Here is a 12,970-nt window from a genome sequence, read left to right on the forward strand (position 1 = left end):
AAAGGAGGAGAAAAAATGAATCGGAAACCAACAGTCAAGGAAAATTTAGTAGGATATAGTTTTTTAGCACCAGCACTTATTTTATTGACGATTTTTCTTTTGATTCCAGTGGGAATGGTTGCCTATTATGCTTTTACAGATTACTATCTACTGACCCCAGATAATCGGCAATTCATTGGTTTAGATAACTTTAAACAATTATTTAATGATCCAATTTTTATAAAAAGTATGCTGAATACAGCTAAGTTTGTCATTTGGATCATTCCAGTCCAATTGGGGGCAGCATTAGGAATGGCCTTGATTATCAACAAAAAAAGAAAAGGAAATTTATTATTTAAAGTAGCATTTTTTGCACCAGTTGTCATGTCTTTGGTAGTTATTTCCATCTTATGGTTGTATTTATTAAATCCGAATGAGGGGCTGATCAATTCCTTGTTAATGAAAATAGGGATCTCTGCTCAACCATTTTTAACGAGTCCTAAACAAGCAATGTACACGATCGTGTTTGTCTCTGCTTGGCAAGGTGCAGGTTATCAAATGTTATTGTTTTTAGGTGGTATGCAGAATATCCCGCAAGATGTTTATGAAGCCGCTGAAATGGATGGCTTCACAAAATTTCAACAATTTCGTTATATTACACTGCCTTTATTAAAGCCGACAGCTATCTTTGTCTTATTAACAACACTTATCTCAGCGTTTAAGTTGATTGTTCAGCCAATGGTCATGACCCAAGGCGGACCAATGAATTCTACAATGACCATGGTTTATTATATTTATCAGACAGGTTTCACCGATCGAATGGTGGGCTACTCTAGCTCAATAGCGCTGATTTTTACAACCTTGATTGGTTTGATTACGATCGGTCAAAGAAAATTAATTAAGGAGGACAAAGACGAATGAAAAAAAAGATTGGACCACTAATGATTTTTGAATATGTTTTATTATTTATTTTAGCGGCATTGTTTATTTTTCCAATGCTTTGGATGATTGTTTCTGCTATGAAATCAAATGCAGAAGTTTATACAAACCTTTCTTCTTTTAAAGCTTTTTTACCTAGTCTAAATCCTGCAAATTGGTTTAAAACTTATCAAGAAGTCATTGAACGATTCAGTATTTGGACATATTTGCTAAATAGTATTTTTTATGGCATTACTTTTGCAGCAGGATCGATCATTGTTAATTCATTAGCAGGTTTTGCCTTTGCCAAAATCAATTTTACAGGAAAAAAAATAATTTTTGGTTTCTTATTAGCACTTTTGATTATTCCAATGGAAACAGTCTTGATTCCTCAGTTTACAATTGTCAATGCATTGGGATTAGTTAATAGTCGTATTGCTGTGATTTTACCAGCTATGGCTAGTGCGTTTAACATCTATTTATTTAGAAATTTCTTTATTGCAATACCGGAAGAAATCATTGAATCCGCTAAAATTGATGGTGCAAGTATCGCTAAAATCTTTTTTTCAATCATGCTACCGATGTCTAAACCAGCGGTAGCGACCGTCGGGGTTTTATCATTTATCGGAAGTTGGAATGATTATATTTGGCCATTAATGGTATTGACAGATAAAAGTAAGTTTTCCATGCAAGTCGCAATTACAACGATTAATACGACACAACCCGTTTATATCAATCAGGTTATGGCGGTTTTAACAATTTCAACGATTCCACTAATCATTATTTATATTGTCGCTCAAAAATATATCCTGCAAGGGTTGGGCGGTTCTGGTACAGGAATCAAATAGGAGAGAGAGAATGAAAGAAAAACTCGAACAAGCTAATCAATATATTAAAGAAAATAAAGGTAGAATTGATCCTGTTTATCGTCAAGGCTATCATTTGATGGCACCGATAGGCTGGATCAATGATCCGAATGGCTTTGTCTATTACAAAGGTGAATATCATTTGTTTTATCAGTATTACCCATATGATAGTATTTGGGGGCCAATGCACTGGGGACATGCTAAATCAAAAGACCTGCTCCATTGGGAAGATTTACCAGTAGCACTGGCACCAAGTGAGGAATATGATATAGACGGATGCTTTTCAGGAAGTGCAATTGAAAAAGATGGAAAACTCTATTTAATGTACACAGGTCATTATGAACGTGAAGGAATTAAACGAGAAGTTCAGTGTATGGCAGTGTCAGAAGATGGTATTCATTTTGAAAAATTTCTCGAAAATCCTGTAATTTCGGAACAACATATTGAGGGAGTTGCAGCAATTGATGATTTTCGTGATCCTAAAATAGTCGAACATGATGGTCTATATTATAGTGTAGTTGCCTCAAAAACAGCTGAACAAAGAGGGCAGATTTTATTATTTCAGTCAGATGATTTAGTTCATTGGCAGTTTACTTCTATACTTCTTAAAGGAGAAAAGGAACAGGGGATTATGTGGGAATGTCCCGACTTATTTCATTTAGATGGAAAAGATGTCTTATTGATTTCTCCTATTGAAATGGAGAAAAAAGAGAACTCTTATGAAAATATCAATTCTACTGTGGCGTTTATAGGAGAAGTAGATTGGTCAACAGGTCGTTTTACTGTAGATAATCATCATGAAATTGATTTTGGCTTAGATTTTTATGCTCCTCAAACTTGTTTTGATGAACAAGGAAAGCGAATTATGGTTGCTTGGATGCAGATGTGGGGGCGTAATATGCCGACGAATGAGTTGGGGCATCTTTGGGCAGGAACTATGACCTTGCCACGTGAGCTCCATGTAGTAGACCAACAAGTGATTCAACAACCGATTAATACAATTTATAAATTAATCACAGATAAAAAAAGAATCAAAAAGGAAAAATTAGAGAATTCATCCATTGAACTAGATAATATTGAAGCCAAGCAATTCTATATTGAGTTAAGTGGAACCCTAACACAAACTGAAAATTTAGCAATAAAGGTTCTGAGAACAAATGAGTCTGCCGTTGAACTAATCTATGAGCCTGCTACTGGTTATTTATCTATTAGTCGTGATAGCTTTGGTTTTAAGATTACAGGAATTGAAACAGAGCAATTAACAAAGCGAACGACAAGAGTTCCCCTAATAGACAATAGCCTTTTACTAGAGGTATTCAGAGATACATCATCAATAGAAGTATTTGCTAATGGCGTAGCAACGATGTCTATGAATTTTTATGAAAAAGAGCAAAGTGAACCACCGAGCGTATCCGTTACTGGTATGATTGAAAAACTAAAAATAAATTATGGAACGATCAAATTATAATCTATCAGGAAGAAGCCGAGATTAAAAGGGGTAGCTCCTCTTATTTCCGAAGGATCTGCTTTTTCTCGCCGTTTATTCGGATATAGAGAGCGCAACAAAACTGATTTTTAGTTTTGATGTGCTCTCTTTTAGTCTCATTATTTAGTTATATTTAGCGTTTAAAAGAATATTCCTATTTTTTAATCTAAGCGACAAGAAAAACAAGTAACGGAATGTATCATATAAGTAGTCATAAAAAAAATAAACCCTTCATACACACACTATATGAAGGGAAACACAATATGAAAAAACTAAGAACATAAGTATAGTAGCATTTTTATTTACAATTCTCAAATATTTAGCATTTTATGTAAATTTTTGAGAATTCATTTCGAATCAGAAAGAAAAAGAATACTTTTAGTTAGTTTATTATAGAAAAAACATGTGTCTCAAGATTTTTATCTGTAAAGATAATTAGATATCTAAACTTCAAGTGAGAAATGATCCAAACTAAATTTTTGGCCCGTTCTTTTGTAGAGTTATAAAAAAGCTATTTTTAGAATAATAATCTTAACCAAATCGTTCAAAAATAGCGATCGTAACTATTTTGAGCTTGGAACGTAAGAGTCCCAATCACTCTTATAATTTTTGTCTAATGATCAAAAAGCAACCCATAGCCCAAGGCACAAATCTCTCTAACGTAAGTTTTGAATGTAGCAGATGATTTGGAAACAGAAGGAAGTCCGCTGATTTCAGATATTCCCAGTCGTTTTGCCAATAATTTTGACCGATACATATGAAAATCACTTGTGACAATAACTGTATTTCCTAATGCTTGTTTCTTTTGAGCATTTTGAATATTTTCTTTGGTACGTGTGGATGTGTCTTCTATTAAAATTTGTTTTTGTGAAATGCCATTGCTTCTTAAATACTCTGCCATGACATTAGCTTCACTATCTGGTTCGTCAGATCCTTGCCCCCCACAAACAATCACTGTTGCTTTCGGATATTTTTTTAAATAAGGAATAGCCGCATCTAATCGTTCTTTTAAAACAGTACTCGGATAGGCATTGTTTTTTGAAGTGCCTTTTACTTGTGCTCCCAAGATAAGTACCGTATCTGGCTTTGTTGTTGGCTGGTCTTTTGTTCCGCTGAAAATCAGAAATAAAACAAAGCCAGCATAAATAATCCCTACTCCTAAAATTAGTAACATGATTCTCTTTATCCATTTCATAACCTCACAACCTTTCTCATCTATTTTAGTAGATGAACAAGTTGAACGGTACTTGCCCTTTCTTTTTTAATCTTTTTTTAACGTTTTTAAGATAAAGTATAACACAATTGATGAGATTGCTTTATACTTTATCTATATAAGCTAAAATGGGGAGGGATAGCTATGCGTACAAAAGAAGAGATGTTTCAATTGATTTTAACGATTGCTGAAAAGGATCCCAGAATACTCGCAGTTGGAATGAATGGTTCGCGAACAAATAAAAATGCACCGAAAGATTTATTTCAGGATTATGATATTGTTTATATTGTGGAGTCGGTTGAAGTATTTCGCAAAGATCAGTCATGGTTAGCTGAGTTTGGACCGCGTTTGATCATGCAGACGCCGGAAGATATGGTATTGTTTCCACCAACAAAGGATGGAAGATTTGCCTATTTAATGCTGTTTGAAGATGGAAATCGAATCGATCTGACCCTGTGTCCAAAAGAGCAAGCTGCATACTGGAATGAAGGAGATCTTTTGGCTGAGATTTTATTAGATAAAAACCACTTATTGCCTAATTTAATGGAAGCAACGGATCAAAATTATTGGATCAAAAAGCCTACCCAAGAAGAATTTTCAGATTGTTGTAATGAATTTTGGTGGGTCAGTACGTATGTCGTGAAAGGTTTGTGTCGTAACGAGCTATTCTATGCAGCGGATCATTTACATGATAACTGCCAAAAAGAATTATTACGTTTACTGTCTTGGCAAGTTGCGGGAAAGCATGGTTATCACTTCAGTATTGGGAAAAATTATAAGTACTTGCCTAATTATTTGACAGAAGAACAGTATGAACAGCTAGTAAAAACAATGAATATTTCTAGTATTTTTTTGGCGTGGTCAGCTCTATTGTCCTTACAAAAGCAATTTGATTATTATGCTCGGATAGTTTCACAAAAAAATCACTTCATTTATGACCAAAAAACAGCTGAAAAAGTCAAGCTTTATACAAATAATTGGTTCACTAAACAAAGTAAACTTGCGTTTAAAGAAAATTAGAGAAATTTCCATGCCATTTTTAAGTTTATTGTAAATAAATTAGAATTTAATCAAAGATATTGCTAAATGGTCTTTTTTCCTCTCCTATATATGTGGTAGAATGATAAGTACACTGTATCAAAATTTTGACTGTTACTCATCCTGTTTGTCAGAAAAAATGAAAGTTCAGCATTTATACATAAAAACATGAATTTTTTCTCATGTGTAAGCAGATTAATTGAACACTGAGGAAATTTTAACTAAACTAGCTTTAAAATACAGTTATTAATTTAGTACGAATAGAAATTTTAACGATATCAAGAGGAAGAGGAGCTTCCTTTTACTTTAGTTTTTGAACAGGAAAAAAGTATTTCGTCAAAGTAAGCATATAAATCATAAAAAAGGAAGATAGCTCAATGGAAAATGAAGAATCAGTTAGTCGCTCGACCAAGAATGCGAAGGGATCCAAAAATAAAAATCAGTCAAGCAAGAAAAAGAAAAAATGGCTAGTTCCAATAGTGGGAGTATTGATTCTTTTAGCACTGGTATTTACTGGTGGCCTTGTTTATTTTCAATCTCATTTTTTCATAACGGCGAAAGCTAATGGTGTTGATATTAGTTTATTAAGTGCCAAAGATGCAAAAAGCAAACTTGAGGAATTGAACAAGTCAGAAGCTGTTGTGATCAAGGTGAACGATAAAGAAGAAAAAATCGAATTACCTAAAAAATATGAAATCTCAGAAGAGTATTTAAAACAAAACATCGGGGACCGCTCGATTAAGCTACCAGTCAATGAAGAGTACAAGACTGAATTGAAAAATAAACTAAATGAACTTAGCTTTGAAGAGGGGACACCTAGTCAAGATGCTCGGATTGAGAAAGTCGATGGTAATTACCAAATCATTCCGGAACAGACAGGGACCGCGGTTGATAAAGAAGCGTTGATGAATCAAGTACTTAAAGATGTTGAGGCTAATAAAGGGAATTACGTATACGATATTAAAGAATTTTATCAAAAACCAGCAGTGACTAAAGAAGATAAAGGCTTACAAGAAAAATTAACATTGTTGTCGAAAAAAGAAAACAAAGCAATCACGTTAGACATCAATGGTGAAAAACTGACCTTAACCAAAGAAGAGTTGCAATCATTTATGGATACGTCAGGAAATGTTGATGACAATAAAGTTTACGCATGGGTTGAACAAACAAACCAAAAATATGGTTCGATCTTCAAACCAATCATTTTTAAAAATGTTCATGGTGTAACAACAAAATACAAAAACAACGGTGGCTATGGTTGGGATATCAATATGCCGCAAACAAGAGATTTACTTGTCCAAGCAATCAACAGTGATAAAGAAACAGAAACAATCACAGTACCGATTGATGGTGATGTGACACAATCATCAACTGTTAATAAGGACTATGTAGAAATTGACTTAAACGATCAAAAGATGTATTTCTTTAAAGATGGCGTAAAAGTTGTCGAAACAGATGTTATTACTGGTCGTTATAACAAAGGAACCGCCACAGTTCCAGGTTTCCATACGATTTTATACAAAGATACGGATACAAAGTTAGAAGGCGAAATGCTTGATGGTTCAAGTTATAGTGTACCTGTAAAATATTGGATGCCGTTGAAGAGCTTTGGTGGTGTTGTTACACAAATCGGGATTCATGATGCAGATTATAAAGCAGAATATTTTGGGAACAAAGAAGCCTATAAAACCAATTTTGGTAGTAATGGTTGTATCAATACCCCAGGAGCTGCAGCTGCTCAAATTTTTAACGGTGCTTATGCTGGAATGCCAGTTATTATTTATGGACACATCTATGACGATGCACCTGGAGAATTTGACAAACCAGTTGATTATGGTGAACCAGCTTAAAGGGAATGAAAAAGAAGTCCGATTGGGCTTCTTTTTTTATGACAAAACATGAATTATTAGGAAGTTAAGAAATATAAAAGAAGAGATTGTGTATGACTGTTTTTGACAAAGCTGCGCACCATTATAATGGGTTTTCGCAGGTTGAACTTCTAAACCATTTTGAAGTAATTGGGTTCAAATCTGTAACTAGTAGAACGTTTGATCATAGGAAATAATTATATGAAGCAAAATGTGTCAAAGTTCATATTGACAGCTAAAAAATAAGCTTTATAATCATAAAATATGTTATGATTATACTAAAAATTAAAAATTATACGGGGGAAAGACGATGCCATTTATTCATGTTGATTTAATAGAAGGTCGTAGCGAGGAGCAACTAACAAATATGGTCAAAGACATTACTGAGGCCGTATCGAAAAATACAGGGGCACCTCAAGAAAACATTCATGTTTTTGTGAATGAATTAAAAAAAGATCGTTATGCGCAAGGTGGACAATGGAAAAAATAAGTTATTTAAAGAAATACTTGCTTTTTGGATTAAGAAGTGTTTAAATTAACACATAAATGATTGATGAGAAAGACAACTGAACTTGTAAGCAGTCTTTTAGAGAGGAAAATCTTGGCTGAAAATTTTCCAGACCCGCACAAGGAATGACCACTTTTTCCAACCTTTGTCGAAACAAAGGCGGTCGTACCGTTAACACGCTTGAGGAATACGGCTGTTTGCTGTGTTTAAAAATAGGTGGAACCACGAACTTTTCGTCCTAGTATCGGATATTTTTATCCGATACTAGGACTTATTTTTTTGCTCAAGTGAGATTATATTGTTGGAAAGTCGTAAAATCTCGTAATCAATGATAAAAAAATTGGAGGAAATAACATGTTAATTAAAATTACATTTCCAGATGGTGCAGTTAAAGAATTTGAGTCTGGATCATCGACATTAGACATTGCTAAAAGTATTAGTAACAGCTTAGCTAAAAAAGCTTTAGCAGGGAAATTCAATGGCAACTTAATCGATTTAGTTCGCCCAATCGAAGAAGATGGCTCAATTGAAATCGTAACACCAGATCACGAGGATGCACTAGGAATTTTACGTCACTCATCAGCTCATCTAATGGCCAATGCTTTACGTCGCCTATTCCCAAAAATCAAATTTGGTGTGGGACCAGCTATCGATTCTGGCTTTTATTATGACACTGATAATGGTGAAAACCCGATCACAGCTGAAGACTTACCAGCAATCGAAGCTGAAATGATGAAAATCGTCAAAGAAAATAACCCAATCGTCCGTAAAGTTGTTTCTAAAAACGAAGCGTTAGAATTATTTGCAGATGATCCTTACAAAGTTGAATTGATTTCTGAACTTCCAGAAGAGGAGACCATCACTGTTTACGATCAAGGAGATTTTGTTGATTTATGTCGTGGTGTCCATGTCCCCTCAACAGGACGTATTCAAGTATTCCAGTTATTATCAGTGGCTGGTGCTTATTGGAGAGGGAATTCTAACAATCAAATGATGCAGCGTATATACGGAACGGCTTTCTTCGATAAAAAAGACCTAAAAGAATTTATTAAAATGCGTGAAGAAGCCAAGGAACGTGATCATCGTAAATTGGGCAAAGAGCTTGATTTATTCATGCTTAATCCAGATGTTGGTTCAGGATTACCTTTCTGGTTACCAAAAGGTGCAACAATCCGTCGTACGATTGAGCGTTATATCACAGATAAAGAAATCAGCCTAGGCTATCAACATGTTTATACACCAATTATGGCTAATGTTGAATTTTACAAGAGATCAGGTCACTGGGATCACTATCATGAAGATATGTTCCCGCCAATGGATATGGGCGATGGCGAAATGTTAGTACTTCGTCCAATGAACTGTCCACATCACATGATGGTGTATAAAAATGATATACACAGCTATCGTGAACTACCAATTAGAATTGCTGAATTAGGGATGATGCACCGTTATGAAAAATCAGGAGCGTTATCAGGTTTACAACGTGTACGCGAAATGACATTGAACGATGGCCATACCTTTGTTCGTCCAGATCAAATCAAAGAAGAATTCTTGCGTACATTGAAATTGATGGTTGAAGTTTATGCTGATTTCGATGTGACAGATTATCGTTTCCGTTTAAGCTTAAGAGATCCTAACAACAAAGAAAAATATTTCGATGATGATGCAATGTGGGAAAGATCACAAACAATGATCAAAGAAGCTGCTGATGAAGCCGGAATTGATTATTTTGAAGCAGAAGGTGAAGCAGCCTTTTATGGACCTAAACTGGATGTTCAAGTAAAAACGGCATTGGGTATGGAAGAAACATTATCAACAATTCAAATCGATGCTTTATTACCAGAACGTTTTGATTTGACTTATGTTGGTGAAGATGGTGAAAATACACATCGTCCATTAGTTATCCATAGAGGAATCGTTTCAACTATGGAACGATTTGTAGCTTACTTGACAGAAGTATACAAAGGGGCATTTCCAACTTGGTTGGCACCAATCCAAGCAACAATTATTCCTGTATCCGTTGAAGCTCATTCAGATTACGCTTATGAAGTGAAAAAACGGCTGCAAGAACAAGGTTTACGTATTGAAGTAGATGATCGTAATGAGAAAATGGGTTACAAGATCCGTGCTTCTCAAACACAAAAAATTCCATATCAAATCGTTGTCGGCGATAAAGAAATGGATGACGCAACTGTGAATATTCGCCGTTACGGTAGTAAAGAAACAGAAGTGATCGACTTGAATATTTTTGTGGATAGTATGGTTGCTGATGTAGCAAATTATAGTAGAAAATAATCAAGAAGAGGTTGGGACAGGAGTGTTTAATCCCGAGAAATAAGAAGGGATTCACGAAAATTGCTCTTCAAATTTTTGTGAATTTCGGCTTATTTCCGAAGCCTTCAAATCTTAGTGCTTTAGCACTTAGAATTTGATGTGATCGAAGCGAAGCGTAGTGATTGCTTCTGCTCCCACCGTTTATACGGATTCTTTGAGTCTGAGATATAACTCGTAGAGTTATGTCCCAGACGTTTTTATTCAATAAAAGTTAAATATTTTCTTAGTAAGAGGATTCCCTCTATTTTTTTTTGTGTTTTTTCGTTACAATAGAGAAGCGAGAATTTTCTCATATGGAGGATTAACAATAAATGAAAAAAATGAGCTTTTTAGATAAATTAAAAAATAATAATGAAGAACCTATGACACAAAAAAGTAAAAAATCACATATCCCCTTTCGACTAAACCTACTGTTTTTTGTGATCTTTGGTTTGTTTGTGGCTTTGATCGTTCGCTTAGGATACTTACAAATTGCTGAAGGACAGCAATATGCACAAAAAGCAGAAGAAAATTCAACGTTAAAAATCAAAAGTACTGCTCCTAGAGGACAGATTTACGATGCAAAAGGGAACATATTGGTCGGCAATAAAGCCAACCTTGCGATTACCTATACTCGTGGGAAAAAGGTTCAACCCAAAGACCTCGTTCCTATTGCACTCAAAGTAAATGAGTTGATCCACGTACCAGCAGATGACTTGAGTGAACGCGATAAGAAGGATTTCTGGTTAGCAGATCCTGAAAATTTAAAAGCGGCGCAAAAGCGTTTGACTGATGCTGACAAGGTGGATGAAAAAGGCAATAAAATTACAGATGAAGCAACGTTGTATATTAAAACAGTTGAAAAAGTCACTCCTGAAGAAATCAATTTTGATGAGCAAACGTTACAAGCTGCGACCATTTTTAAACGCATGAATTCTGTGGGGGAATTAAACACAGCCTTTATCAAAAATGAAGGGGTCACTCAAGATGAGATCGCAATAATTGGCGAAAACTCCTCAGAAATAGCAGGTGTTTCAACTGGAGTGGATTGGGACCGGGAATACCCAAACGGCACCGATCTTACGAATTTAGTCGGAAAAGTATCTTCTCAAAAAGCTGGTTTACCAGCTGAAGAAGCTGATGAGTATATCGCAAAAGGTTATGAATTAAATGATCGGGTAGGGACTAGTTATTTAGAGAAACAATATGAAGACGTTCTTCAAGGTCAAAAAGCGATATCAGAAGTAACACTGGATAGTAATGGTAAAATCGTTACACAAACACCTGTATCAGAAGGTAAAAAAGGTGAAAATTTGAAATTAACGATCGATATGGCGTTTCAGGCTAAAATAGAAGAAGTAGTGCGGGAGCAATATCAACAACTATTAGCAACTGGAAATGCTGCTTATTCAGACGGTGCCTACGTTGTTGTTATGAACCCGAAAACTGGAGCTGTTATGGCGATGGTAGCATTAGATCGTGATGTGGCCACGAATGAAGTGACCTCTAATCCACTAGCCACAATCAACAAAGCTTTTGAGCCTGGATCTGTGGTAAAAGGTGCCACGATTTCAGCTGGTTATGAACAAGGTGTGATCAGTGGAAATGATGTACTGATCGATGAGCCATTACAAATTTATGGAAGTGAACAAAAGTCATCTGTATTTAACAAAACCCTAGGGAACCAAATACCACTTAATGCAGAACAAGCATTAGAATATTCATCGAACGCGTACATGATGAAATTAGTCTTGAAAATGATGAACACAGATTATCAATACAATATGGTTTTACCTTACAAAACAGGGGATCCAACATTATTTAATGTGTTGCGTAAGACATTTGGTGAATATGGAATGGGTGTTTCTACGGGCATCGATTTACCAGGGGAAGAGACTGGTTTATCTAATACAGCTTTTGATACTGACGCAGCACCTATGCCAGGACATTTACTCGATTTATCCTTTGGGCAATATGACACGTATACAGCAATGCAGTTGGCGCAATATGCTGCAACAGTCGCAAACGGTGGTACTCGGATTGCGCCACATGTCGTTGAAGGTATTTATGATAACAAGTCAGATGGAACACTCGGTGATTTAAAAGAAGAAATGAAACCAAAGGAATTAAATAAAGTTGATATTAGTGCAGAACAAATGAACATTATTCAAAAAGGTTTCTATGATGTAGTACACGGGACAGGTGTCTTTACGACAGGTCGGTATATGCAAGGAGCAGCCCTTGATATTGCTGCTAAAACTGGTACTGCTGAGACTAATGTGGGAGAACATGTTACAGTGAATAGTAACGTTGTCGCTTATGCCCCAGCAGATGATCCAGAGATTGCTGTGAGTGTCATTTTACCTCATTTAACTAGCGAAAGTACTAGACCAAACCAATCAATGGTCACAGCGATCGTCAATGCTTACGCTGAATATAAAGCACAATAAGATTTGTAAAGTAGTTTTCCTTTACAAATTTCGTCAAAAGGGTAGAAATTCGTAGATAAACATGATATGATATTTGAGGCTAAGAAATTCTTAGAAATACGAAATTAGATATAGGAGGGAAAACACATGCGCGTAAACATTACTTTAGAATGTACTTCTTGTAAAGAACGTAACTATCTTACAAGCAAAAATAAACGTAACAATCCTGATCGTTTGGAAAAACAAAAATATTGCCCACGTGAAAGAAAAGTTACTTTACACCGTGAAACTAAATAAGGTTTTTAACCTAAAAGCTTTGAATCCATATATAACAGGATTCAAAGCTTTTTTA

Annotated in this window: 10 protein-coding genes; 9 read left to right on the plus strand and 1 reads right to left on the minus strand. The window is 35.3% G+C overall.

From position 1 onward, the window contains the following. Positions 1–15 precede the first annotated feature (15 nt). Genes IGJ50_RS03620 through IGJ50_RS03630 form a run of 3 tightly spaced genes read left to right on the plus strand, consistent with a single transcriptional unit; the run spans position 16 to position 3,231 of the window. Positions 16–900: a carbohydrate ABC transporter permease gene (locus IGJ50_RS03620; RefSeq protein WP_069640105.1), complete on the plus strand. Its 885-nt coding sequence runs from the start codon at positions 16–18 to the stop codon at positions 898–900. Continuing rightward, on the plus strand, positions 897–1,745 hold the full coding sequence (locus IGJ50_RS03625) for a carbohydrate ABC transporter permease (protein ID WP_207121210.1): 849 nt from the start codon (positions 897–899) through the stop codon (positions 1,743–1,745). The genes IGJ50_RS03620 and IGJ50_RS03625 overlap by 4 nt, the downstream gene beginning before the upstream one ends. A gap of 10 nt (positions 1,746–1,755) precedes the next feature. After that, entirely contained in the window at positions 1,756–3,231 is a 1,476-nt protein-coding gene (locus IGJ50_RS03630; protein WP_069640107.1) for a glycoside hydrolase family 32 protein, read from the plus strand. 631 nt (positions 3,232–3,862) lie between these two features. Here the strand turns inward: IGJ50_RS03630 and IGJ50_RS03635 are convergent. After that, the gene (locus IGJ50_RS03635; RefSeq protein ID WP_069640108.1) at positions 3,863–4,444 is read right to left on the minus strand and encodes a YdcF family protein; all 582 of its coding nucleotides are present in this window, start codon (positions 4,442–4,444) and stop codon (positions 3,863–3,865) included. 162 nt (positions 4,445–4,606) lie between these two features. Between IGJ50_RS03635 and IGJ50_RS03640 the strand changes: the two genes are divergently transcribed. The 6 genes from IGJ50_RS03640 (at position 4,607) to rpmG (ending at position 12,915) form a co-directional block, all read left to right on the plus strand. Continuing rightward, a complete protein-coding gene (locus IGJ50_RS03640) occupies positions 4,607–5,482 on the plus strand; it encodes an aminoglycoside 6-adenylyltransferase (protein ID WP_069640109.1) in 876 nt (291 codons plus the stop codon). Positions 5,483–5,877: 395 nt separating this feature from the next. Beyond that, positions 5,878–7,350, plus strand: coding sequence for a L,D-transpeptidase family protein (locus IGJ50_RS03645; RefSeq protein WP_069640110.1), 1,473 nt, complete (start codon positions 5,878–5,880; stop codon positions 7,348–7,350). A 328-nt stretch (positions 7,351–7,678) separates the two neighbouring features. Continuing rightward, complete coding sequence (locus tag IGJ50_RS03650; RefSeq protein ID WP_069640111.1) at positions 7,679–7,858, plus strand: 2-hydroxymuconate tautomerase; 180 nt, start codon at positions 7,679–7,681, stop codon at positions 7,856–7,858. Positions 7,859–8,230: 372 nt separating this feature from the next. Then, complete coding sequence (gene thrS / locus IGJ50_RS03655; protein ID WP_069640112.1) at positions 8,231–10,171, plus strand: threonine--tRNA ligase; 1,941 nt, start codon at positions 8,231–8,233, stop codon at positions 10,169–10,171. A gap of 350 nt (positions 10,172–10,521) precedes the next feature. After that, positions 10,522–12,639 carry a penicillin-binding transpeptidase domain-containing protein gene (locus IGJ50_RS03660; RefSeq protein WP_069640881.1) on the plus strand — a complete coding sequence of 706 codons (2,118 nt, stop codon included), beginning with the start codon at positions 10,522–10,524 and terminating at the stop codon, positions 12,637–12,639. A gap of 126 nt (positions 12,640–12,765) precedes the next feature. Further along, entirely contained in the window at positions 12,766–12,915 is a 150-nt protein-coding gene (rpmG, locus tag IGJ50_RS03665) for a 50S ribosomal protein L33 (RefSeq protein WP_002296119.1), read from the plus strand. Positions 12,916–12,970 lie beyond the last annotated feature (55 nt).

This window comes from Enterococcus sp. AZ101 (genome assembly GCF_050499005.1).
GTDB lineage: Bacteria > Bacillota > Bacilli > Lactobacillales > Enterococcaceae > Enterococcus_L > Enterococcus_L ureilyticus.

Excerpts from the sequence above, each read along its gene's own strand:
- IGJ50_RS03635 (WP_069640108.1), bottom strand. The coding sequence starts at position 4,444 with ATGAAATGGATAAAGAGAATCATGTTACTAATTTTAGGAGTAGGGATT.
- IGJ50_RS03630 (WP_069640107.1), top strand. The coding sequence starts at position 1,756 with ATGAAAGAAAAACTCGAACAAGCTAATCAATATATTAAAGAAAATAAA.
- thrS (WP_069640112.1), top strand. The coding sequence starts at position 8,231 with ATGTTAATTAAAATTACATTTCCAGATGGTGCAGTTAAAGAATTTGAG.
- rpmG (WP_002296119.1), top strand. The coding sequence starts at position 12,766 with ATGCGCGTAAACATTACTTTAGAATGTACTTCTTGTAAAGAACGTAAC.
- IGJ50_RS03625 (WP_207121210.1), top strand. The coding sequence starts at position 897 with ATGAAAAAAAAGATTGGACCACTAATGATTTTTGAATATGTTTTATTA.
- IGJ50_RS03650 (WP_069640111.1), top strand. The coding sequence starts at position 7,679 with ATGCCATTTATTCATGTTGATTTAATAGAAGGTCGTAGCGAGGAGCAA.
- IGJ50_RS03645 (WP_069640110.1), top strand. The coding sequence starts at position 5,878 with ATGGAAAATGAAGAATCAGTTAGTCGCTCGACCAAGAATGCGAAGGGA.
- IGJ50_RS03660 (WP_069640881.1), top strand. The coding sequence starts at position 10,522 with ATGAAAAAAATGAGCTTTTTAGATAAATTAAAAAATAATAATGAAGAA.
- IGJ50_RS03620 (WP_069640105.1), top strand. The coding sequence starts at position 16 with ATGAATCGGAAACCAACAGTCAAGGAAAATTTAGTAGGATATAGTTTT.
- IGJ50_RS03640 (WP_069640109.1), top strand. The coding sequence starts at position 4,607 with ATGCGTACAAAAGAAGAGATGTTTCAATTGATTTTAACGATTGCTGAA.